The organism is Mycobacterium sp. SMC-13 (genome assembly GCF_045311035.1).
In the GTDB taxonomy this organism is placed as follows: domain Bacteria; phylum Actinomycetota; class Actinomycetes; order Mycobacteriales; family Mycobacteriaceae; genus Mycobacterium.
On sequence record NZ_JBJIAI010000027.1, the window covers coordinates 1 to 22,893 of the forward strand.

The window sequence follows — 22,893 nt, forward strand, 5'->3', positions numbered from 1 at the left end:
GGCACCGACACCACCTCCCCACCCGGCACCGACACCACCTCCCCACCCGGCACCGACACCACCTCCCCACCCGGCACTGGGTGGGGAGGTGGTGTCTTGAAAGTTGCTGCGGCACCGGGGGTTTTGGGCGGAGTTGTCGGTGCCTGGCCATAGAATCTGTGGTGTGGGGCACGCCATTGGGGCGGGCCCGCAGAGCCCAGGGAGGGGCGGATTCTGATGGGAAACGACCGTGTTGATGAGTCGCTGGCTGCTGTTCGCGCAGAGGTTCTCGATAGCACTCGCGCTGATATCGCCAAGTTCGGGTGGTCGGTGATTGGGGTGTTTCCGACGCCGGAGGAACCGGGTGTGCCGTTCTCGTACACGGTGGGGTTGTCGGGGAAAGGGTTGCCGGAGTTGGCGATCTACGGCTTGCCGGTGCGGACCGGGCACCAGGTGCTCAACATGGTCGCGCGGCAGATGGTCGATGCCGGGGTGCCGCTGGTTACGGGGCAGCGCATCGAGAACGTGTTGGAGAACGATGTGGCGTTGGTGGCGGTGGCGATGACCAACACGACGGACCTGAACCTGGTGCGCGAGGTGTATGGGTCGGTGGCGGCTGCGGTGCAGCTGTGCTGGCCCGATCGTGACGGCTTGCTGCCGTGGGAGCAGGGCTGCAGCGTTGGCGATGATGTGCAGCCGGTGTACGGGGAGGTCCCGGCGGGGCGGCCTGTATTCCGGGCGCGGCGGCTGCCGGTGGAGACGGCGGGTGAGCTGGCCGAGCTGGTCGGCGCTGACGCTGATCCGGGGTCGCTGACCATCGTGGACCCTCAGGCCGACAACGACCGTCGCGCACGGTGGGGCGCTCGGGCGTTTCTCGGGTATGCGTCGTTCCTGGGGCGGGGCAAGCTCAACTGCGAGATGGAGACCACTGCGTCGGACATGCTTGCGGATCTGCGGCACATGTACGACGCGCTCGGTCTCGACTGGGAGGAAGCGCTGTCGTCGGTTGACCGGAACTATCGGGACGAGATTCTCGGCGAGCTGTAGCCCGTTGTCAGTGTGTGGGTGGGGCGTTGGCGCGTCCCACCCACCCGCACCACTTCCCCACCCGGCACAGGGTGGGGAAGTGGTGGTCGAACTGGCTGCGCCCAGGGGGCTTTGGGCGTCGGGGTTGTCGCTTCTGGCCGGTAGAATCGCAGGTGGTGGGCACGCCGTAGGGCTGGCCCCGAAATCCCGGGAAGGGGAGATGGTGATGATGGTGTACATCGATGACGACGAGCCAATGTTCGTGGAGCAGTTGGGTCTCGATGACGCGAGGGCAGTGCTGGCGCGGACGCGGGCGTCGTTGCCGTGGGCGTTCAACAGTGCTCACGCGGTGGCGTTGCGGGCCGAGATTGCCGCAGTCGAGGATCAGATCGATTGGCTGGAAACGCAGGAGTGCGCGTCAGTGGCGCGGGAGCGTGCTGCTGAGATGGCCTACGACCTGTGGGCGGATCACGACTTGGGTGTGCCCGCCTGATTGGTCGATGCCGCCCCGCTGTCTGGAATGGATGGCGGGGCGGCTGCATATTGTGCAGGGGCAGTGGATGTTTGGCGCAACTTGTCGGTGGCTGCCGGTAGGGTTGTTGGTGTAGGGCACGCCACGAGGGCTGGCCCGCGAATCCCAGGTAGGGGAATTGGTGATGACTGAATTGGACACGACTGTCACGGTGATTGATGCGGCGGCACGCGCTCACGTCGGCGTAATCCTGTGGGGGCAGCCAGGATTGGGTAAGTCTGCGGTGGTTCGTGCGCTGGCCGCTGCCGATGCGGTGCCGATGGAAACGCTGATCGGTTCACAGCGTGAGCCGGTCGATATTGCCGGGTGGCCGATGGTCGAGGACGGGGTGGTGCGGCTGGCGATCCCCGACTGGACCAAAGCCCTGGTGGAGGCCAACGGCGGGTATCTGTTTCTGGATTTAACTGACCCCATGAAATGTGTGCGTGTCGTACGCCCGCTGCAGACCTACGGGCGTAACGTGCCGTTTAACCAATCACTAGCAAACATGTACGTGACGTTGGCGGGGGAGTGCATGGCGGGCCGTCCAGTTATCGGTGTGATTCGGGTCCAAGAGATCAGGCGAGGTAACGGGCGGCGCGATTACACGATCGTTGACCGCCATGGGGTACCGATTGCCGTTGCAGATGGCTTTTTGCGGACCTGCGAAGGCGGGACAGACCGGACCTACGCGTACCTGTTGGTGGGACATTTGAGGTGGCTGGAGCACCAAGGGCTTGCGGTCGAGACGGTGTGCCTTTCAGACGTGGCTCGCTATATGGCGGCGATCGGCGCTGAACACGCCGGCCCGATAGGTCGTCCGTGGAGAGTGGGTAAGTCACCGTATAAGCAACGCACGCTTGACACTGCTGCAGCTTGCTTGAAGAGCTTCTACCTCTATCAGTCATCGTCGGGTGTGAATCATGTTCTGGCGGAGCAACTTAATCTGACTCGATTGCCGTCGAAATTAGATCGTCAGCGAAGCCTGTTGGGGCACATAACTCGTGAGTTGCCGTCAAATCCACTTACGTCAAAGCGGAGGGTGCGTACTCGTCACCCGAAGTTGCCTCCTGAAGGAGCCCGAGACGCGTTGGTCGCTGGGGCAAGAACTGCGAGAGACCGAATGGTAGTGACGTGGCTCAGCGATGGGGGGTTCCGGATCGGTGAACTTTGCGGCCTGTATTTGATGGATTTGCATCTGCGTGAGGGTGCTGATTGCGGGCAGTGTCGTCCTCGTCACGTTCACATTTGCCATCGGGAGGGAAATCGGAACGGCGCTCGCGCGAAAACGAAGCACCCATGGGTCGTGGAGGATGGTGCCGTGTGCGGCGGTCTGATCCGCAGGGTGAGTCCGGCGATGGTGCATACCTATTTCGACTACATGACAACCGAATATCCCCGAGACGTCGACCACGGGATGCTGCTAGTTCAGTTGCACGGCAAGAACCGGGGGCAGCCGTGGTCGCCCGCAGCCGCTCGGGGCATGCTGGCGCGTACGGCGCGGCGTGTGAACTTGGATAAGGTTCGTCCGCACTCGCTTCGTCATGAATTCGCGACAGCGGTGCTCAACGCATCGGGTGGAAACACGATCATTGCACGTGATGCCGGCGGATGGGCCTCCGCGAGCACTGTCGAGCAGGTATACGCCCACGTTGACGCCGACGACCCAGCTTTCGTCGCCGCACTTAATCATGTTTGGGCGCAAGGGTAGTCGTGGCGACGTTGGATTTGGCAGTCGGCGAATCGAGTCGGCGTGTACGTCGGGATCGATTCGAGTTGCTCGCTGCACTCATCTCTGCGCCTTCATTTCCTCCGCTCTTGCGCGACGACATCATTGACTTCCCGCCGGATCACTCGGTGTATGGATGGGGCTGCGGAGTAGACGGCTGTGAACGAACGATTAGATATGACAACAGCCGGTACTGCGCCAACCACGAGCTCGAGTGGAACGCGGCTGACACCGCTGGGATGAAACGCGACGAGTTTGAGAGCCAGGCTCAGCCGTTGATTCCCGAAACGGGCATTGACATCGGGCGGTGTGTGATATGCCCGCAGCAACCGGCGGTGCAAAGTGAGACGAAGCTGTGTTTTCGCCACTATCAACTGTGGCGACGAAGCGGTAAGACAACCGGCGCCGCGTTCAAGCGGTGGCGAAAGTCGCAGCATCAGTATCCAAGCGATGGGTCGTGCCGCTGCTTGGTGTGCCCGGAGGCCGCGATGTCGCCACTTGGACTGTGCGAACAACATCGGCAGCGATATCAACGAGACGACAGGCCGGGAAACGCACGCCTTCCGTATCGTTGGGGAGAGAAGTTTGAATCCCAGGGCATGTCGGTTGAGGTGCTTTATGACGCTGAGTCCGCGTTCAAAGAATGGTGCCGGAATGCTGACCCGATCTATCGGATTGGTCGACTGAATTTGACCGGTATGGCTCCCCTTGCTCGTGCGGAACTGAAATGGGGGATGCACGTACACGCGCAGATTCGTGACCGCACCAACTGGAACATCTTCGACCTCCAGTTGGTCGCCAATATTATTCGGCGCCAACAATTTTTGTCGATGGCTGACCTGGAGGCGAATCTAACAGATGACTTGAATCTGGCTGCCAGCACGCTGTCCAAAGTGGCACACGTATGCCGCGAGACGATTAAGGCTTTGCGTGTTATCTACTACAGTCCAGACGACAGCAAGGTCGCCGGGTTCATAGAAACCGATCACTTCGGCCGTCGTTTTCCAGACTCTGCCAGTACGTGGGATTTGACTCGTATCCCTCAGCGTTGGCTTAGAGATTTGCTTTGGGAACATCTCGCGGAGAGCTTGCGATCAGAGGCGTGCCCACGAACGCGGGGTAGGTTCGATTCCTGGCGTCGTGGTTGCGTGGAACTTGGGGCATTCCTGGAAATCGACGCTCCGCGTGGCGGCCACGTCCCCGAGAAGCTGACTTCGCGGAGTGTCGAGCGTTTTGTGGCCGACCAGCGCAATCGTGAACGCCACGGCTTGCCGTCGCTGGTGACCGTTGGCAATGACAAAAAGCCGTCCAAGGTCACGACCGTCACCCGCCGAATCGTGTTTCAAAGTGTTCGGCAAGTGATGCTGAGAGCTATGGAATCGGGCCGCGCAGCCCAGGTGGGCATCGATCACGGCTTTGTTCTAGCCTTCCCGAAGGCTGGCAATGATCCGAAGCGCTCCCGTAGTCCGTTCACCGATGAGGTCGCGAAAGCCCTTGCCGACGAAGCGAATCTAGCTGAGTTCGCCGCAATCTATGATCCGAACGATCGCGGGTTGCGCGACATCTGGGAGATCATCATCATGACCGGACGTCGCGTCAGTGAGGTCCTCAATCTGCGCTTGGACTGCATAGGTCGGTACGGCAGCTTCCCCATGTTGTGGCATGATCAAACGAAGGTTGGCAACTACAACGAGGCAATACGAATCCCTGAAATGCTCTTCAGTCGGATCGAGCGGCGCCAAGCTGCGACGAAGGCGCGCTTTGAGCGTAAACACGGACGGCTTCCGGAGGCATCGGAACAAACCGCGATGGCGTTGTTTCCCACGCATATTCGCAACACTGGGGACGACCGCGGAGTGTCCTACCAATTCTTTAGCCAATGCTTCAGGGCGTGGGTCAGGGACCTGGATCTTCCAAGCACCGTGGTGCATCAAGCTCGTCACACCTTGGCCACTAACCTGCTGCGGGCGGGCGCCAACCTCGCTCAGATCCGTCGCTACCTTGGACAAGTGAGTGACCGCATGGCCGAGCACTACGCGCAGGTCTCCCACTCAGACTTGGAGGATGTCCTGCAATCAGTGTGGGTAGCTGGCCCCGGATCTGCCAGGCCCGGCGAATTGCTCTCAGGCTCAAAGCTGCTAACACTCGAAGAAGCCCAGGCTCTTGCGTTAGATCTGTCGCGACGCAGCACTCCCACTGAAGGCGGATTCTGCACCTTCCAGCCTGTTGTCAACGGTGCGGCATGCCCGTGGAAACTGGACTGCGAAAACTGCGCCAACTTTGTTCTCTCCGGCGCGGACTTGTTGTACTGGCGACGCAAACAGCAACAATGGCGCTCTATCAGCGAACGCGCACCCGACGACGCCACAGCGGATTACCTGCACCGCGTTTTCGAACCAACTGCTCGCGCCATCGCTGGACTTGAGCGAGCTCTCGCAGCGCTTGGGCTTTTGGACGAAGCTCTTGCCTTAGATATGAGGCGGCCACAGGACTATTTCCACCGCGTGTGGAGCATCAATTTTCGTGCCAATGACCTTGCCGGCGTTGATGACACACAGGCCGACAGGTTCTCTGCGGAAACCGAATCGGCCGGCACATCAGAATCAGCATGACCGAGAGCGCCCTTACTGGAACGGCGGCCGCACTCCAGGCCCGTCGTGTCGCCACGACCGCGATGCTTCACCGATTGGAAGCTGCGCTCCAGGAGATGAAGCGCCAACACGCCAAGATCGGCGTGGCCGAAACTGCACGTCGCGCCGGGGTGTCGCGAACGTTTTTGTATCAGAACCCGGATGCGAAGCGATTGGTCGGCCATTACGCTCAGGAAACGACAACCATTCGCCTCCGCGACGAGGCGAACAGGGCTAAATCTGTCGAAACATCTTGGCGAGAACGAGCGCTCAATGCTGAGGATGCACTAGTTGTCGCAACCCGGGAGATTGCCCAGCAACGCAATACTATCGGCGATCTGTTCGGCAGGATCCGCGACTTGGAAGCGGACTTATCCGAAGACGCTGCTCAAAGGTTGCTTGCACAGAACCATGGGCTGAGGAACCAGGTACGGGACCTTACCGACGAAGTCCAGAGGCTCAACGATCGCCTACACGGTGCCCGCGACAATAACCGATTTCTCGACAAGCGCATCGCTGACCTTGAAGCCCAACTCGTCGACGGTGCTGGAGCTCCACCCGAAGCGACCTGACGTGGGCCATGTCGCATCACCTCGCGCCGGATCTGTGGCAGTTCAACAACTGCGAGATTTGCCGCAGCGTCCTGGACTGGGTCGTGCCGCCGAGAGCGACTGCCCGCTGTACGGAATGGCCCGGTGGTGGACTCCGATTGAAGTGCGCGGTAGCACCGGAACGGGTCACCGTTATCGGCGAGGCGTCCCTGCAGCTGTTTCTCGAGCGACGAGGTTGGCCACGACCCATGAGCAACCACATCATCGAGAACGGCAGCAAGGCGGTGCTTCGATTTCTCGCCGACGACTAGTTTCGCCACAGCGAGCCGGATGGCTCAGGGTCACGACGTGAGCGATGTCGGTGCCTCAGTGAATCGGATTCGGCCACCAATAGGTGAAGACAATCGGAGAAGGCGCATGAGCAGTCGCAAAGATATCCCCGCCGAGCTGGTACGGCAACTTATGATCGAAGCGGGCTATAGGTGTGCGATTCCACGGTGCAGAACGGCTGAGCCGCTGGAGATCGAACACATCGACGACTATGCCAAAGTGAAGACGCACGAGTTCTCCAACATGCTGGTTCTGTGTAGAAATTGCCACGGACGAAAAGGCAAGGGGCCCAGAAAGATTGATCGCAAGGCGCTTCGAATCATCAAGCAGTACCTCGGAATTGTTAACCAAAGGTACAACGATGTCGAACGGCGCATCCTTGAGCACTTCGTGGATGATGCCGACGCGTCCAGCGTGACCCCGCCTGAGACCCCTGTGCTGTTTGGGTATCTCTTGAAAGATGGACTGATCGAAGGACTGCCGGGTGCGGCTGTCCCAGACGCACTTTGGGGCACGACTGCAAGCAGCGAGGACGAATTCTTCTTCACGCGTGGCTACGCGCTTACAGAACGAGGTCATGAATTCGTGGCCCAGTTGCGAGACAATATTGCGAATTAGGGAGATGGATCGGCCATCTGGTGTGGACGACCAATTGATGCAAGCACTCGCAGGGTCAAGGTCAAGTCCACACGTCGAGCCCGAACTCCGGGACAGAGATCCGCTGGTGTCGAAGCGTTTCAAGTGTGCCCTCGCTCCGCCATGTCCGTGGCCATCGACGGCTCGTGGACGTCGCAGCCCGAGTGCACCCTGATCGGCCGCTAACCGCCGGGCTGGCCAGGTGATGAGGCTAACGGCGACTCAGTGGTCAGCGGCTGTGGTTATCCCGCCGGGCTGGCGGAAACGGTGGATCACGCGGCGTAGTTGTGCCAGGGCTAGTACGTCAGCTGCGCACGGTCAGCATCCACAACCGGGTCCGAGGCTCGCTTAGCGGTGTGGAGTGAATTCGACTCGGTACCCGGGGCTGCCATTGCTTCTTTCTGCGTGACCGGGTCACACCCGACGTACTGGATCATCGAATCAGTCATTGTCCGGATTCACCGATGTCAAGCAATCGGTGTGCGCGCGACATCGTCGGAATATTTTGGGATCTAGTTGCCGGGTGTGTCGACCGGCTTTTCCTCGGTGCCCAGCGCTATGGTCCTGGTTGTGAGGAGCGATGACTTGTCGGTGAGGCCGCAGCGGCGAGGTTCACGCGTGTCGGTGGCCGGTATGCGGGGACGCCCAGCGTCAATGTGTTCGACAGGTGAAGGCGCACGGTGGTGACGACGATGTCGGCCAATCCCCGGATGGTCACGTTGGTCCGTGAATCAAAATCGTGGTCGCAGGGCCAACTTGCCACGGCGTCTGGCGTGACTCAGGGCTACGTGTCGAAAGTGGAGAGCGGGCTCGCAGATCTTGTGGGGGAACGGTTGGCGGCAGTCGCTGCGGCACTGGATTGTCCTGCGGTGGTGCTGGCCATCCGCGATCCTCAGCAGGGTGCCGAAGTCTCCTGTATGTTTCACCGGCGCCGCCGGAGCCGAATGACCGCCAGCGCGGCGAAGCGTGTGGAAGCCATTGGTCACCTCACTCGTATCAGTGTTGACGGGCTGATGGAGGGCCGTGAGGTCGCATGCGATCTCCAGCGGATGCCCTTAGATGAATACGGCGGCGACCCCGCACGAGTCGCTGCTGTTCTTCGGGACCGTTGGGGTGTGCGCAGCGGACCGATCGACGACCTTCATGCGTTGTTGGACCGAGCGGGTGTAGTCATCGTGGTCCGGGAGTTCGATTCTGTCGCTCAGGACGCGTTCAGTACGTGGCCGCCAGGAAAAGCCCCATTGATGGTGGCACAGGCCGGACTGGCGCCCGACCGCGAGCGGTTCTCGTTGTGCCATGAACTCGGTCACGTGCTCATGCACGTAATCCCCACCGACGACCAGGAGCAGCAAGCTGACGCTTTCGCCGCGGAGTTCCTGGCCCCGGCCGAAGACATCGCCCCTCAACTTGAGGGACTGACCACGCGCGACTTCAAGCGACTGATGGAACTGAAACAGCAGTGGGGGATATCGATCGCTGCGCTGATTCAGCGTGCGAAGACGTTGGGCCTGATTAGTGACCGCCAGTTCAGGGAGTTCCGGGTCAAGCTATCCCAACTCGGATGGAACACAGTCGAACCAGTCTCGATACCACGCCATCGTGCTCGATTACTTGAGGCGATCCTGGCTGGGCACCGGACGACCGCGGCGAGTGGCGCAGGTGCCGCAAGTCTGCCTTTGGCAACAGCCGAGACATTCCTCGGCGACTACTACCGCATAGCGATCACTGACGACCGAGGGGTGTCCTAGCGTGGAACCGATCGAACTGCCACTCGACTTGCAGATTCCGGGCCGGCTGCCGGGTTTCGGACCAGGCTTCATGGCCCACGGCCCGGCTTCGAGCGCCGATCTGTTGGCGCCGCTGACGCGCCGTGCCGGTGTCGGCGCCATCGTCACGTCGCGCGATACTGCGGCGACCCGCAAAGCGATCCGTACCGTACTCGGCACGAATCCAGCGGCCAGTGTCCTTGCCGACGCTGATCGTTATAGCGGCAAGAAACGGCGAATCGGTGCCGAGGGGATGACTGTGGGCTGGATTCAAATGCAGCTGCGGGCGGGATGCGAATGGGCACTGACTGATTCGGGCTACATTCCCGCAGCTGACAGTGTCGCGCTCCAGCACGTTCTGGCATGGTCGGCCAAGAGCGAACGCATCATCGTCGCGTTGCCGCTGGCGTTGTCCTGGCTGACCGACCATCGCGACGAACTTTGTTCAGCCATCAATGCCGCGGGTGTCCCGGTGGCTTTGATCCTCGAACACGAGACGGATCCGCTTAGTAGACGGGAGGCGGTGTGCGGTCTCATCGAGGTTCTCGCCTGCGATGCTCCCGTGCTGCTGCTGCGATCGGACGTATCGACGCTCGGTGCTCTGGCGCACGGTGCTGCAGTGGTCTCGGTGGGCACTCGGTCGCGTTACCGCCATATCTACCCGTTGCCCGAAAAGGACGACGATTCAGAAGGTTTCACGCCACCAACATCGGCGTTCGTCAGGCCGCTGCTGTCCTTCAAGTACCTGGACATCATTGCGGACTTGCATACCCGCAACCCCGACAGCGCCCTGTGGAAGTGCGGGTGCGTCATCTGTGCTGGCCGGACCATCGACTGGATCACTACCGCGGTGGACCGGGAGGCTGCGGCTTTCGAACACTCGGTCGCGGCGCTGGCCCTGACCGCCGCTGAGTTGCTCGGCGACCCAATGCCGTCGATTCGCTGGCAGACAATGTGTGCCGAGGCGCAGTTGGCGTTCGACGAGATTCCCTACCCATCCGGCAAGCCGCGGCAATTCCCGGCGGCCCTGCGCGCCTGGGTGCAGTCAACTCCGCAAAGCGCCGCGTCCTGATCTCATCTGGCCGGAGCGCAACGCGTGTGCGAACAGAATCTCTTCTTTCTGCCGTGTCGCCACGGTCCTGCGCGCTGTCGCTACTGGCCCATACCGTCCGGTGACTACACACTCGCATCCATCGGCGCTGCTCCAGACCATGAACGCGCCAGCGAGGTCGCATTCACGCATGGTCCATTCAGATGGACGCCGCCTGCTCTCAAACAGAATCAGACCGGCGCCGTAACCAGACAAGACGTCCAGTCCGTAGAGCGCACGACGTGGACTGGCAGTGCTGATGAATCCGGTGATCGACAGAGGCGAATTCGGCGGGGCGGGCCCCAGATCGGCGCTCCAGCCTTCCCACATCGCCAGGGTTGACATGTCTGTCTCCGGATACTGCTGAGCGTTCAACCGCTCTTCGCAGACCTCACGGTCAATGGCTACGACGGGATGCACCGCGAAGCCGCTGAGTCGCAACGGTGGCAGCACGACGCCATCCCAGCCGGCCGTTGCCGCAGCACGCCCGGCTGTGTCATGAACAGCGTTGTCGGGCAAGACATTCGCGCTGGACACTATGTCACCACCGCCTGCATTTCCCCATCTTCGGTTGGCGTCAAAGTGGTCCTCTTACCTGGCAACATACAGATCACGCCGGGGTTGTCCGCCGAAACCGCGAAGTACACCTCGTCGTGCTTCTGGATATTCACCTGATCGAGCAGCTTCTTGGGTACCGACACCTGGTACACCTGCGTGATCGTCCGCGGCCCCCACGGCCGACCCAACAGCTTCATACATCGACCATATCCTAGAAATTAATAATATTAATAATATTAGGCCCTCGATCGCCAAGTGTGCACCCTTGTGCGAGGTTGGTGATGATGATCAATGTTGTACAATGTTGGCATGGCTGACGAAGACTATTTGCGGGTAGCGGAAGCGGCGGGGTACATCGGCGTCTCCGCTCAGACCTTGAGGCGCTGGGACCGCGACGGCACGTTGAAAGCATTGCGGCAGCCCGGTAGTGACTATCGGTACTACCGACGGGCTGACCTAGAACCTTTTCGGCTGCAGTACCGCCGTGCCGAGGAGGCCGCCGCGGCAGGTGCCGACAGCATCGTGTTTATCACCGCCAATGCCGACATCGAGGCCAACGATGCGCTACGCGATCCGCAACGCGAAGCGCACCGCGCAGTTCGTGAGCACTTTGCCGGCGGCGTCCTGCCCGCGATCGTGCAGATACCGGTGGGCTGCGGAAAGACCGGCATCATGGCCACCCTGCCCTTCGGGATCGCCAGGGGCCGGGTGCTGATCATCACGCCCAACTTGACGATCCGCAAGGGTGTCGCTGACGCCCTTGATATCGCCAGCGCTCAATGCTTCTGGACGAAATGCCGGGTACTTTCCGACTTCACCGCCGGCCCTTGGATGGCAGTCCTGGACGGCCCCAACGCCAATATCCACGACGCCATCGAGAGCCACTTCGTCGTCTGCAACATCCAGCAGTTAGCCAGTCAGGCTGACCGCTGGTTGCCGCAGTTCCCCGAGGACTTCTTCGACATGATCCTGGTCGACGAAGGTCATCATGCGGCGGCCGAAAGCTGGCAGAAGGTGTTCCGGCGATTCCCCAATGCCAAGGTAGTTAGCTTGACCGCCACCCCGTTCCGGTCCGACCAGCAGCAGCTCCACGGCGAGGTCGTGTACCGGTATCCGTTCACCCGGGCCATGATCAACGGCTATATCAAGCAGATTCATTCGCGCAACGTCGCTCCGTCGGAGATCTACTTCACCTACCACGATGACGCCCAGCGCCACACTCTGGACGAAGTCTTGCAGCTGCGGGAAGAGGCGTGGTTCCGGCGTGGCGTGGCGCTGAGTCCTGAGTGCAACCGGCACATCGTCGAGGCCAGCATTCAGCAGTGTGACCGCATGCGCGCGGCAACCGGCATCCAGCACCAGATCATCGCCGCCGCATGCTCGGTCGACCATGCGCGTCAGATCGCCGCGATCTACCGCGAATGCAACTACCGCGCCGCGGAGATTCACTCGGACATGGACCCCGATGACCAGGACGCCGTGCTACAGCGCCTCCGGTCGGGTCAGCTCGACTGCATCGTGCAGGTTCAGATGCTCGGTGAGGGCTTCGACCATCCACGATTGAGCGTCGCAGCCATTTTTCGACCATTCCGCAGCCTGGCTCCCTACATCCAGTTCGTCGGCCGCGTCATGCGCGTGGTCCAAGACGGAGCCCCAGATCACCCGGATAACCAGGGCCACATCATTTCTCACGTTGGTCTCAACAACGAGGAGCGCTGGTCAGAGTTCCGGGAGCTCGACCTTGACGACCAGGCTCTCATCCACGCCTGGGCCAACGGCGAGACCAATGGCGACGGGAATCCGGACGGCGACGGTGCACCGCGCGCACGCCGATTCGACGACGGCATGCTGGTAGACAACGAGATTCTCACCGACTTTGTCGAACACACCTACCTTGATCCCGCCGATGATCGCGTGCTCGACCAACTGCTTGACCGCGAAGTTGCCGTCGGCATCAAGCTCGGCGATCTCATCGATCGCGGGCAGCTGCGCACGAAGCTGCTTGCCCAGCGCGCCGCAACACCGACGCCGACTCCGACGCCGATTCCGGTCTCGCCACAGCGTCAACGCCAATCAGCCAAGACTCGAGTCAACGAGCGGACCAGAACAGTGGCCAACAGGGTCCTGAGCGAGTTGGGTCTGCAACATCGGCGATACGAGCTGATGGCAATCACGGGGGGCCGACGCCAATACAACTCCGCCATCGTGATCCGGCGCATGAACTCCGCGGTGAACGAGGCCGTGGGCATGCCCAAAGGCAGCCGGGGCGAATGGTCCGCCGAGCAACTCGCAATGATCCTCGCGCGGATCGACGAGCTTGGTGACACCGTTCGAGACACCGTGAAATCTCAACTTGACCAACACAAGTGATCAACGACCAGACTGCCGCAGATAGGAATCACACATGCCAACGAAGGCAGTATTGCGCCACGTTCACGTCGAAACCCCTCGAACCAATCACGAACGAAAATGCGCAGCCCACAAGTCCGGAAAGAACGCCCACCCAATACTGAGCGGTGACACCCACCTCGTGGTCGTCGAAGGCGACAAGACGTTCAGGTACTGCCGCGAAGCAGCCGAGGCTGTCCTTGATCAAGCTCAGGCTGACCTGCAGACTCTGCGGCAGCAACTCCATTCGGCGTCTGACTGACGCGCCACTGCTAGTTTTCTTGCCGCACGAATAGGGCGGCATGTCAACGATGGCGCAGATGATTGGCATTGTCGGCTCGCCATCCATGCCGCACGTTGCGTCGAAAACCTCCACTTGCCGTAGCCATACCGCACTTTGATGCCCATAACGTGCGGTATGGACTCCTAGAAATGCTGATTGCCGGCCGGGCAGAGAAGCGCCCGTTGCTGAGTGAGTTTGGCCATCCTTGCCGCCGTTGCTAACACCCGGGACTGCAACGAGCCGAGACGAAACGCCGACTACGCGGGCAGCAACTCACTGTGGTGAGTGGAGGGCCAAGCGCCCACGGTGCTGACGGAGCAGCCGGCCATTCCGCCTGAGCGGTTCTCCGTCAACGGGCGTAGGCGCGCATGCGGCGAGGAGCCCTGTAGTCATCATTGGACAGCGCTTGCAGCCGTGGGCGAGTCGTCAGCGACGCTCGTCGCGCCGAGCGGATCGCTGCGCTGCGGCGTGAACAGCTACGGAGAATGCGATTACCTGCTCTATCGTGCCGCCCTCGGCGAGTCTGCGCAGAGCGTAGCCAAGCGCCTCCTCGGAAAACTGCCTGCTCGCTGCCCACGCGAGGATGTGGTCGACATTCATACCTTGGTTGTGAGCTGGATCGAATGCCGTGGCAGGTGCGCTTCTCTCGTGTCGCGGGTCCGCGCTGGGGCTCGTAGCGGTTGGCGCACTCATACCATCAGTGTCGTCCAACCCAAGTTGTTCCGGCTGTCCGCCACGCCGAGGTGGGCGGCGCCGCTCAACTAGCGTTGGAGCGTCGGAGTTGGCGTGCGGTTCGCTGGTGCCGTCGTTGACCGTGTGCTGAGCCGAAGCGTCGATCACGGATCGTGTCGCGGGCCAAGAACCTTTGGGTAACACGCGAATCTTATTGCGCCGCTTGACAAGGACGGTCTGTCCGAAATCGGTTCGCATCCACTGCCAGATGTTGTCACGAAACTCCACTGGGCCTTGGGACGGTAGCGGTTCACACCAGCCGAGCCCGGCGAGAGCGGGGCGTTCCTCGGCAAGGCCACACGCATCAGACTGCGTCCGCGGTGCAACCCAAGTCAGCAAATCGGGGTAGGCGAACCGCTCCGTGGATTCTCCCGCAGCGATGCTTGCACACCGCGCGGCTTCGGCGGTGATGTAGGCACCGTCGAGGACATCTGGCGCTGAATCTGCACCGTCTGCAGCACCTGACATGGCGGCAGCCATCGTCGCGATGGTGTCGGTGTCGGTGCCGATCACCTGCGATGCAATGACCGAGGCTGCGTGCGCGTCGGAACCCACCGAAGCTGAAAGTGCCAGTGCGGCAACGACTGTGTGCAGACCGCTTCCGCGATATGTATCACTGCAGAGGTCAAATTGGCGAATTATCAGACCGTACTGTTCGGCAAGCGACGAAAGATCTTCTGTGCGTGTATTTGTCGCTGATTCTGTAGTCGCGACGGCGTCAGCAGCGACCGTGAGCAACTCCTCGCACTCGTTAGAAACAGTGGCCCATGCTTCCTTCAGCGACATTCCGACTTGGGCTTCCCATGACGGACGCCAGAACCCATCGATTTCCGCGTGTCCGTCCAACAACCCCAGCGCGGCGCTGGCGGTAGCGAGTAGCTCTCCCCATCGATCTGGTGCCGGAACTGCTCCGCTGGCCAGCGTTTCACCAAGGGCAGCCGCATGCAAAATCGCCCCAAAGAGCGCGCGCGGGTGGGCGTGAGTGGTGATGGCGTCGACGAACACCTCAAGCAGGTGTTCACCGGTACCCGATGGGCTCGCAGCCGACCACACGTGAGGTTGGATGCGCATGGCGGCGCCGTTGCCACCGGCATCAGTCCACCCCGGATAGAAATTGGCGAACCACGCAGTGTTCGGCTTGGCCATGTTGGCGGCCGCGGCTTTACTGGAGCGGCCACCGCCCAGTGCATATGACGGCCACACGGAGAGCTCTACGCGCGCAAAAGCTTCCACATCAAAACCGGCACCGGTAACTGCGCGACCAACCGCCAACCGCAACTGTGTGTCATCGGAGTAGCAGCCTGCCGGAAGATCGATCTCGACACCGTATCGTCCGCCGACCCGGCGCCTCCACGACACCGGTTGCACAAGCTCTGGGCCATTCTTTCCTAGACGACGGAGAAGTCCACGCTCATCAGTCAGCTCGCTGATGAAACCTAGCGAATCGGCCCAGGCCGCCCAGAGCGCTGATCGCACCACCGTGTCGTGACGGTCCGGATGAACCGCTAGTTTTTCTGGGTTGCTCGTGCTTGTCATGCGAAAACCTCTGGCTTGCAGGTGACGGGCACCACCGGGACTTCCGGGAAAAGATCGAACCAGGTCTTCACCTGATCGATGTCTTCGTCTTGTGCGACGTACACAGCGCGAAGATATTCGAGAGGCAGGTCGCCCGGGTAGAGCACCTCGGCCTGCAGGTCGGTGGTCCAGTGCGTCGGCATGCCATCGCGGCGGCGGTGGACGCTGCCGTAGTAGCCGTACGGCACAGGCTGCGAAAACATGTCGAGCAGCCCATCGGCGCCGGTGGCCCGCCGTACCGTCTCGGTGTAGGTGTTGTTCGTGGTGGTGAAGTGCACCCCGCCGTGGGTCAGGATGACCGGGTCGAAACCCAGCACTACCCACCAGATGCCAGCTTCGACATGCCAACCCATGGAAGAGCCCAACATATCTTTGTTCACTCTGCTGATCGAGAGGCTGATGTAGTCAGTCCAGTTCGCGTCTTTGATCCGGGTGTAGCAGTTGGGCGTGTAGATGTGCTGAACGTACTTATCCGCGTCAAGTCGATCGCGTGAGCGGACCATGCCTGAGGCGCAGATACCGACAAAGCCGAAGGGTGCAGTAGTGAAATGCAGGATTTCGGTGATGCCCCGTTCAGCGATCACCGTGGCGATCGCCGGGTCGTGACCGCAAGTGTCCTGGATGCCGGTTCCTGGAGCGGAGATGTTGGGGCTCATAGGGTTACCAGCTCATAGGTAGCCGGGTCCAGGTGCGTCAGGATAGTCGAGGCTTCTCCTGGCTTGTACCCGAGCATCACCGACTTCCGTGCGCGCCCAATACCCATAGCGACCAGCCGACGCAGCGCTTGTTCCTGCCCGTCGCCAGGTTCGGTGCCGTGCGGTGTCACCTCGGCATTGAGACCGGGCATCAGAACATGGTCGAATTCGAGCCCTTTCGCTGAGTGCAGGGTGCACAAGGCGACAGCCTCGGGTCCTGTGGGCCAGGTGCTGGCCCTGCTCAGCTCGACGAACGGAACGCCGGCGTACTGCAGGCGGCCCCGCAGATAACCGAACCACCCGCCACCTCTGGGATGTAGGAACGCCACCGACTCGGTCTTGAAGTCCACCGTGTTCACCAGCCGGTTGATCATCTGACTGATCTGGTCGCTGTACTTGCCCACAAAGACCGCAGGCTTGGTGCCGGATCGGGTGCAGGCGTCGAAGTCCGGGAGGCTACCGTCATCATCTTTGGGAAGCCCTGCAACCAAAGGCCTTGCAAAGGCGGCGATCTCGCGGGTGTTGCGGTGATTTGTTTTGAGCGTGTGGGTACGTGCCGGGTCGACGGTGATGCCGACCTCTTTCCAGGTGAAGTACCGGGGATAGATCCGTTGGACGGCATCCATGACGAAGGTCAGAGAGCCGAGCGGATCGAGGTGACTGAGCACGGTGCGCACCTGATTCGCTGAAAAGTCTTGCGCCTCATCGATGATGATCACGTCCCACGGTGGCTCCTGTGGCGCATTGGCTGCTGCGAGGGCGACGTCGTTCCAGTCCAGGATTTCTCGCTGAGCCTTGACCGCGGCGTAGGGCGCGATAACCTCATCGAGCAGGCGGCGCCGGAGAGGGGTGTCTATGCGCGGCGTGGACCCGCGGCCTGTCCGGACGATCGTCAGATACTCCTCAAGGTGCTCAGGAGGAAACCGGTCCAGAACGTAGTTGACCTCCTCAATGAGGAAGTCATCCGGGCGGGGGATGCCGGCGAGCAGAGGTGTCAACAACTGGCGTGACTTGTCGGGGTCGCACAGTGTCGGATAGCCGGCAAGATCGTTGGCCCAGCGACCGAATGTCGATACCTCGAGGTGCAGGCCTGTGCGCCCGCTGACCTGCTGCTGGGCCAGTTCGCGGATGTAACCCTCGAGCGTCCGGTTGTAGGTCAGGACGAGGACCCGAACTGGTTCGGCGTGGCCAAGGCGTTCTCGTCGATGCAGCCGCAGAGAACACAACTGGCGCAGCCGCAGAAGCGCTGTGGTGGTCTTCCCGCTACCCGCGGCACCCTTGATCAGCATGACGCCGGGCTGATTGTCACTGACAATCTTGAGCTGTTCCGAGGTCGGCGGGGGATTCCCGAGAATGCGCATAGCCGCCTCCAGCGGATTCGGGCCGCAGTGTGCTGGGACCACCTGTTGGCCAGCATACGCCGACCGTGAGATCTGTCACTGCCTGCTGAGGACGGGGCCTGGTTGGTGCCAACCTCGACCGGAGGCCTGCGACACCGAGCTGACACAACACAAGAACGCCAGGCCCACCACGTTTCGAGGGGTAGGCCGGTCGTATGGGGGCAGCCGGTCGCTACCCGCAGCCGACAGTTGTCCGAGGGGTAATGAATCACACCCCGACGAGGGGTGAGTCCATTGATCAAGCTGATCGCATATATGTGTGCGTTATGTGAATCCAGTGGCAGAGCGCAACAAACTTGTTGACACGATCGGAAAAGTGGATAAACCCCCGAATTTACCCTGCGCTGACGTCAATAACTCACTCGTTCCCAGCGCATTCTGGTAGGGCGTCTGGAGAATCATCGACTTTGCCGACAGCCACACAGGCGATCGAAACCCCGGGTCAGAGGCTCATCGATTCGATCTACTGAGTTGGATAGTAGAATCCATTCTGTGTCGCCGAAATTACCGCACTGTCATGGTATTTGATGGCTGCGTCCCCGATCATCATCGGCGACGGGGCGGCTGAAGCGGTCCTAGAACAGTGGCAAGGAGCGGCATGAGTGGACTGTCCCTGCCGCGCCGCGCGCCATCGGTATCGGCGATGCTGGACTGGTTTCCGCCCGCGGTGCCGCTGTTGCCGGTCGTCGCTGTCATCTTTAGCGTCTGGTATCTCTGGGCGGTGCACGCGCTGCGCACGACGGGAAGGTCCTGGTCGCGGGCGCGCACGGCGAGTTTCCTGGCTGGATGCGCCGTGATGGCCGCTGTCACTGGTCTGGCGATCGATAGTTACGGGTACCGGCTCTTTAGCGCCTTCATGTTCCAACACCTGACGCTATCGATCCTTGTCCCGCCGTTGCTGGTACTCGGGTCGCCGGGGCGGTTGCTGCTGCGTTCGACTCCGCACCGCGGCGCCGGACGATGGGTGTTGATCGCGGCACTTGTGGCCCTGCGCAGTCGGGCGAGTCGAGTGGTGCTGCATTCTGGTGTCACCATTCCATTGTTCCTGCTCAGCTACTACGGGTTGTACCTGTCGTCCCTTCTCGACACTGTCGCGGGAAACAGGATCGGACACATTGTTCTGCAGGTGTTTTTCCTGATCACCGGGGTCATGTTCATCCTGCCGATCCTGTCGACGGGGCCGCTTCCTGTGCGGCACAGTAATTTGGAGCGGTTTTTCGATATCTTCGTGGAGATGCCGCTGCATGTCTTCATCGGCGTGGTTCTGATGATGGCACCGCGACCACTGACAACGACATTCGCTGATCCACCCGTTGACTGGAATGTCGATCCGGTGGCCGATCAGGCGGTCGCGGGGGGTTTGGCGTGGTCGTATGGAGAGCCGGTGGCGTTGTTGACTACCCTCATTTTCGCCGTCCGATGGCGACGCGACGAGGAGTCCGAAACGGCCCGCAGAGAAGCCGATGTCGAGACCGACGACGCGGAATACTTGGCCTACAACAACTTTCTGCAGCGCCTGAATGGCAGTTCGGCCCCGCGGTGTGACTAGCCCCGATTTGTGGTCGGTGGGGATGGGCGATGCACCCGAACAGTGGTGCCGATCAACTGTCCGGATAGACATAGGATGGGGCCCGCCATTGTCGGGATTGCGCCGCCGCAATCCGTTGTGCTCCTGTCGTTTTCGTGTTCATGGACCGCTGCGTCCGCATTCGCCATCGTCGACCGCGGGCCATGTGCATCATGGCTGTCTATGGTGCACGGCGCTAGATGCACGCACTGTGGTACCTGTGCGTTCGGCCCGTGGCTACAGGTGGTGGTCAGCCACCGTGACTGATCTGGATTGCTTTGACCACCAACAGAATTGCTCCGACGACGAGGTAGCTGCGTAGGGCAATCATGCCCAAGCGGGTGCCGGCGTTCCACTGCACGGGTTCCAGGAGTGCCAGGGGAGGCATCCGCCAGGTGGCGCGGTCCCGCTCGTCCACCGACATGATGGCGGTCGTTGCGGCATGGCGGCGTGACATCCACCGCAGCGCGGCGAAGCCCGCGCCGGCACCGACGACGATGCCGCCGGCGAGATATTCGGTGACGGCGACGACGTTGAGGTTGTTGAACATGGTGGTGGCCATCAGGATCGACGAAAGTAGGAGCAGTACACCCACAATCACCCCGGCCACTGCGTTGAGCCAGGGCCGGTTCACCCAGGGTCCGAGCACTTCCCGGTCGTTGCACAGCAGCAGGAGGAACACGGTGGCGCTGGGCAGCAGAAGCCCGGCGAGAGCCTGGACCGCGGTGGTGATCAGGCCCAGCGGCGCCCCGGGGATCAGGACGATCGCAGCGGCCAGGGAGATCATGGTGCAGTAGGACACGTAGAACGCTTTGGCGTCTCTGAAGCCGCGGTGCAGGGAGTGCTTGAGTCCGAACACGTCGCCGAATGCGTAGCTGGTGGCCAGCGTGACTGCCGCGGCGCCGACGATGGATGCGTCGAGCAGCACGATCGAGAAAATGGAGCCGAGAACGGGGCTGTGTGCGCCGAGTAGCTGTGCGACATTGCCGGCGTCCACGAAGTCGGTTTTGCCGGATAGGCGTGCGGCGAAGTCGCCGACTATCACCAGGGCCGCAGCGCCGGTGACGACGACGACCGCTCCGATCACAGTGTCCGCGCGTTCGTAGCCGATGAAGCGTGGGGTGATGCGTTTGTCGACGATGTTGGATTGCTGGAAGAACAGCTGCCAAGGGGCGACGGTGGTGCCCACGATCGCGATGATCAACAACACCGCATCGGAGGTGACGCCGCCGGAAATACTGGGCATCACAAACGATTTGGCGGCGTGCCCCCATTGGGGGTGAGACATCAGCATCATCGGGATTTGCAGCAACGTGATGGCGATGAACACAAACATGGCCCGCTCCCACCGGCGGAAGCTGCCGCTGGCCATGATCGCGATCAACGCGACCGCGGCGGTGGGGACGACGATGTACTTGGATACGTTGAAGTAGTCCGCCGCCAAGGCAATTCCGATGAATTCAGTGACCAGAGTCAGGAAGTTCAACAGGAACAGGTCCCCGACGGAGAACCAGCCCCAGCCGCGGCCGAAGCGCTCGTTGATCAGTCGGGCGTGCCCGACACCGGTGACCGCGCCGAGTCGAACTACCATCTCCTGGTTCACGATCAGCACGGGGATCAGCAGCAGCAAGGTCCACAGCAGGCTGTAGCCGTAGGTTTGGCCGGCCTGGACGTAGGTGGAGACACCGCCGGCGTCGTTGTCGCCGACCATGACGATGATGCCGGGTCCGAGGATGGCCGCCAGGGTCAGCAGCCGGGTCTTAAGGGTGGCCCTGGTGTCGGGGTCGCTGACACTGATCTTGCCGAAGGCGCCCTCGATGTCACCGAGATGCGCCGAATCCAGCACAGCGCTGTGCTGTCGGTGTGACGATGCCGCGGTCGCGCGACCAGAATCGGGGTTTGGCGATGCGGCGGCGGGACGGTGGTTGGTCATCACTCGGCTCCGTTGCCGATCTCGCGGATGGGCCGGGGTGCGGGCTCACGCCGGCGCCAATCCTCAGGGATGAGTGCTTCCAGGACGTCGTCGTAGGTCACCACGCCAAGGACGTGGTCACTGTCATCGACCACTGGCACCGTGGCCAGGTTGAAGTCCGACATGAGCAAGGCGATGTCGGTCAGGTCGGCATCCGGGCCGACCCGCACCGGGTCGGTGTCCATCAGCGCGGCGATATCAGTGTCGGGGTCGGCCTGGAGCAGCCCAATCACCGACACCACCCCCACAAGGTGGCTCTCGGGGCCCAGCACGTGCATCTTCAACAGCGCCTCGGGCTGCAGTGTGCGGGCGCCGGCGATCATCGACAGTGCTTGTGCGGCAGTGCTTTCCGCCGGGCAGGTCGCGATATCGATGTTCATCAACCCGCCGGCCGAATCGGGGTTGAATCCCATCAGCGTGATCACCTTGGTACGCTGCGCCACCGGCAATAGGTCCAGCACCGTGCGCCGCCGCGACTGGCGCAGATCGAATACCGCGTCCGCGGCGTCATCGGCGCGCATGCGCCCCAGCACCCCGGCGACCTCGGCGTCAGGCATGTCATCGAATAGTTTGCTGGCCTTCTCCGGGTCGAGCTCTTCGAACACATCGGCCTCCAACTCGGGATTGGAGCGCACCCGTTCCAGGATTTCGCCGCCCTCGGCCTTGGTGGCGTCTTCAAGCAGGTCGGCGATCTGGGCCGGTTTGAGTGTGTGCACCCGGCCCCCCACACGGCGCAGAAGCATCGACTGGTCGTGCCCGATCATCGGCTCGAATGCTTTCCAGTCCCGTGCCGCGTGGCCGCCGTGAGACTTGATCAGACCGAAGAACCGGGCAGGACGGCGGGTGTCGAGGCGCGCCAATACCCAGCCGCCACCGGTGTGTTCGAGCTCAATGTCGTAGGCGCGCACCAGTTCTGCGTTGGGCACATCGATGAATCGGTGATCGAGCACGTCGGCTCTGAGAAGATATTCGCCGTCGCGGCGCTCGAACGTGCGCAGGTCGACCTTGTTCTTGGTCAAATCGACCCGGTGTTCGGCCAGCGACCGCACGGTCTCGGCCGACACGAACACATGGCGACCGCCGACACCGACCACCAGTCCGGTCACCGCCGGGTATTCCTGACCACCACCGAGTCGCACGATGACGTCCTCGACTTTGCCGACTGCCTCACCCGAGCGGGACACCACCGGTGCCTTCAACAATTCGGACAGGTGGATGATCGTTGCGCCGCCAGTGCCGGCATGACCGTCGTCACCAGTGATGCTCTGGTTCACGGGGACTCCTTGGTTCGGTGTGCCGCATCAGCCGCAGTGGCGGTAACGGGCGGAACATTGGGACAGAGAACGAATTGAGGGTGAGCGGTGGCCAGTTCGTCTCAGACCAGCTCGACCAGGGTCAACGGCACGCCACTTTGGTGCGCGACCGCGTTCAGACGAACCGGGTCGAAGGTCGGGCACGGCGACGGCCATCGCACA

The 22,893-nt window shown here is 61.7% G+C and carries 18 protein-coding genes; 10 read left to right on the forward strand and 8 right to left on the reverse strand.

Going from position 1 to position 22,893, the window contains the following annotated elements:
- Window positions 1–216: 216 nt before the first annotated feature.
- The 8 genes from ACJH6I_RS26960 (at window position 217) to ACJH6I_RS26995 (ending at window position 10,230) form a co-directional block, all read left to right on the forward strand.
- Entirely contained in the window at window positions 217–1,026 is an 810-nt protein-coding gene (locus ACJH6I_RS26960) for a DUF4262 domain-containing protein (RefSeq protein WP_406784824.1), read from the forward strand.
- Window positions 1,027–1,105: 79 nt separating this feature from the next.
- Window positions 1,106–1,498, forward strand: a complete 393-nt coding sequence (locus ACJH6I_RS26965; protein WP_406784825.1) for a hypothetical protein — start codon at window positions 1,106–1,108, stop codon at window positions 1,496–1,498.
- Window positions 1,499–1,661: 163 nt separating this feature from the next.
- Window positions 1,662–3,227: a tyrosine-type recombinase/integrase gene (locus ACJH6I_RS26970; protein WP_406784826.1), complete on the forward strand. Its 1,566-nt coding sequence runs from the start codon at window positions 1,662–1,664 to the stop codon at window positions 3,225–3,227.
- 107 nt (window positions 3,228–3,334) lie between these two features.
- On the forward strand, window positions 3,335–5,857 hold the full coding sequence (locus tag ACJH6I_RS26975; protein WP_207548041.1) for a site-specific integrase: 2,523 nt from the start codon (window positions 3,335–3,337) through the stop codon (window positions 5,855–5,857).
- Window positions 5,854–6,447 carry a DUF6262 family protein gene (locus tag ACJH6I_RS26980; protein ID WP_064985859.1) on the forward strand — a complete coding sequence of 198 codons (594 nt, stop codon included), beginning with the start codon at window positions 5,854–5,856 and terminating at the stop codon, window positions 6,445–6,447. The genes ACJH6I_RS26975 and ACJH6I_RS26980 overlap by 4 nt, the downstream gene beginning before the upstream one ends.
- Window positions 6,448–6,843: 396 nt before the next feature.
- Complete coding sequence (locus tag ACJH6I_RS26985; RefSeq protein ID WP_064985863.1) at window positions 6,844–7,374, forward strand: HNH endonuclease signature motif containing protein; 531 nt, start codon at window positions 6,844–6,846, stop codon at window positions 7,372–7,374.
- Window positions 7,375–8,084: 710 nt separating this feature from the next.
- Window positions 8,085–9,140, forward strand: a complete 1,056-nt coding sequence (locus ACJH6I_RS26990) for an ImmA/IrrE family metallo-endopeptidase (RefSeq protein ID WP_234791669.1) — start codon at window positions 8,085–8,087, stop codon at window positions 9,138–9,140.
- Between the two features lies 1 nt (window position 9,141).
- Window positions 9,142–10,230 carry a hypothetical protein gene (locus ACJH6I_RS26995; RefSeq protein ID WP_064985867.1) on the forward strand — a complete coding sequence of 363 codons (1,089 nt, stop codon included), beginning with the start codon at window positions 9,142–9,144 and terminating at the stop codon, window positions 10,228–10,230.
- On the opposite strand, the gene ACJH6I_RS27000 is transcribed toward ACJH6I_RS26995, so the two are convergent.
- Window positions 10,204–10,785, reverse strand: a complete 582-nt coding sequence (locus ACJH6I_RS27000) for a hypothetical protein (RefSeq protein WP_131810263.1) — start codon at window positions 10,783–10,785, stop codon at window positions 10,204–10,206. The genes ACJH6I_RS26995 and ACJH6I_RS27000 overlap by 27 nt on opposite strands.
- Window positions 10,785–11,003, reverse strand: coding sequence for an AbrB/MazE/SpoVT family DNA-binding domain-containing protein (locus ACJH6I_RS27005; protein ID WP_064985869.1), 219 nt, complete (start codon window positions 11,001–11,003; stop codon window positions 10,785–10,787). The genes ACJH6I_RS27000 and ACJH6I_RS27005 overlap by 1 nt, the downstream gene beginning before the upstream one ends.
- Window positions 11,004–11,115: 112 nt before the next feature.
- Between ACJH6I_RS27005 and ACJH6I_RS27010 the strand changes: the two genes are divergently transcribed.
- Window positions 11,116–13,176 carry a DEAD/DEAH box helicase gene (locus tag ACJH6I_RS27010; protein WP_165606037.1) on the forward strand — a complete coding sequence of 687 codons (2,061 nt, stop codon included), beginning with the start codon at window positions 11,116–11,118 and terminating at the stop codon, window positions 13,174–13,176.
- Window positions 13,177–13,204: 28 nt separating this feature from the next.
- On the opposite strand, the gene ACJH6I_RS27015 is transcribed toward ACJH6I_RS27010, so the two are convergent.
- The 4 genes from ACJH6I_RS27015 to ACJH6I_RS27030 form a co-directional block, all read right to left on the reverse strand.
- The gene (locus ACJH6I_RS27015; RefSeq protein ID WP_064985873.1) at window positions 13,205–13,570 is read right to left on the reverse strand and encodes a hypothetical protein; all 366 of its coding nucleotides are present in this window, start codon (window positions 13,568–13,570) and stop codon (window positions 13,205–13,207) included.
- 333 nt (window positions 13,571–13,903) lie between these two features.
- Window positions 13,904–15,745, reverse strand: a complete 1,842-nt coding sequence (locus ACJH6I_RS27020; RefSeq protein WP_082981996.1) for an ADP-ribosylglycohydrolase family protein — start codon at window positions 15,743–15,745, stop codon at window positions 13,904–13,906.
- Complete coding sequence (locus tag ACJH6I_RS27025; protein ID WP_406784827.1) at window positions 15,742–16,440, reverse strand: DarT ssDNA thymidine ADP-ribosyltransferase family protein; 699 nt, start codon at window positions 16,438–16,440, stop codon at window positions 15,742–15,744. Before ACJH6I_RS27025 ends, ACJH6I_RS27020 begins: the two co-directional genes overlap by 4 nt.
- The gene (locus ACJH6I_RS27030; RefSeq protein ID WP_064985876.1) at window positions 16,437–17,840 is read right to left on the reverse strand and encodes a 3'-5' exonuclease; all 1,404 of its coding nucleotides are present in this window, start codon (window positions 17,838–17,840) and stop codon (window positions 16,437–16,439) included. Before ACJH6I_RS27030 ends, ACJH6I_RS27025 begins: the two co-directional genes overlap by 4 nt.
- Window positions 17,841–18,477: 637 nt before the next feature.
- Between ACJH6I_RS27030 and ACJH6I_RS27035 the strand changes: the two genes are divergently transcribed.
- Entirely contained in the window at window positions 18,478–19,428 is a 951-nt protein-coding gene (locus ACJH6I_RS27035; protein WP_064985925.1) for a cytochrome c oxidase assembly protein, read from the forward strand.
- 268 nt (window positions 19,429–19,696) lie between these two features.
- On the opposite strand, the gene ACJH6I_RS27040 is transcribed toward ACJH6I_RS27035, so the two are convergent.
- Together ACJH6I_RS27040 and ACJH6I_RS27045 are read right to left on the reverse strand one after the other, a co-directional pair.
- The gene (locus ACJH6I_RS27040; RefSeq protein ID WP_082981997.1) at window positions 19,697–21,379 is read right to left on the reverse strand and encodes an Nramp family divalent metal transporter; all 1,683 of its coding nucleotides are present in this window, start codon (window positions 21,377–21,379) and stop codon (window positions 19,697–19,699) included.
- On the reverse strand, window positions 21,379–22,638 hold the full coding sequence (locus ACJH6I_RS27045) for a magnesium transporter MgtE N-terminal domain-containing protein (RefSeq protein ID WP_234791670.1): 1,260 nt from the start codon (window positions 22,636–22,638) through the stop codon (window positions 21,379–21,381). Before ACJH6I_RS27045 ends, ACJH6I_RS27040 begins: the two co-directional genes overlap by 1 nt.
- Window positions 22,639–22,893 lie beyond the last annotated feature (255 nt).

Bases quoted from the DNA above. Each gene is read 5' to 3' on its own strand.
- ACJH6I_RS26960 (WP_406784824.1), top strand. From the start codon at position 217: ATGGGAAACGACCGTGTTGATGAGTCGCTGGCTGCTGTTCGCGCAGAG.
- ACJH6I_RS26970 (WP_406784826.1), top strand. From the start codon at position 1,662: ATGACTGAATTGGACACGACTGTCACGGTGATTGATGCGGCGGCACGC.
- ACJH6I_RS26980 (WP_064985859.1), top strand. From the start codon at position 5,854: ATGACCGAGAGCGCCCTTACTGGAACGGCGGCCGCACTCCAGGCCCGT.
- ACJH6I_RS26985 (WP_064985863.1), top strand. From the start codon at position 6,844: ATGAGCAGTCGCAAAGATATCCCCGCCGAGCTGGTACGGCAACTTATG.
- ACJH6I_RS26990 (WP_234791669.1), top strand. From the start codon at position 8,085: ATGTCGGCCAATCCCCGGATGGTCACGTTGGTCCGTGAATCAAAATCG.
- ACJH6I_RS27005 (WP_064985869.1), bottom strand. From the start codon at position 11,003: ATGAAGCTGTTGGGTCGGCCGTGGGGGCCGCGGACGATCACGCAGGTG.
- ACJH6I_RS27010 (WP_165606037.1), top strand. From the start codon at position 11,116: ATGGCTGACGAAGACTATTTGCGGGTAGCGGAAGCGGCGGGGTACATC.
- ACJH6I_RS27020 (WP_082981996.1), bottom strand. From the start codon at position 15,745: ATGACAAGCACGAGCAACCCAGAAAAACTAGCGGTTCATCCGGACCGT.
- ACJH6I_RS27025 (WP_406784827.1), bottom strand. From the start codon at position 16,440: ATGAGCCCCAACATCTCCGCTCCAGGAACCGGCATCCAGGACACTTGC.
- ACJH6I_RS27030 (WP_064985876.1), bottom strand. From the start codon at position 17,840: ATGCGCATTCTCGGGAATCCCCCGCCGACCTCGGAACAGCTCAAGATT.
- ACJH6I_RS27035 (WP_064985925.1), top strand. From the start codon at position 18,478: ATGAGTGGACTGTCCCTGCCGCGCCGCGCGCCATCGGTATCGGCGATG.
- ACJH6I_RS27040 (WP_082981997.1), bottom strand. From the start codon at position 21,379: ATGACCAACCACCGTCCCGCCGCCGCATCGCCAAACCCCGATTCTGGT.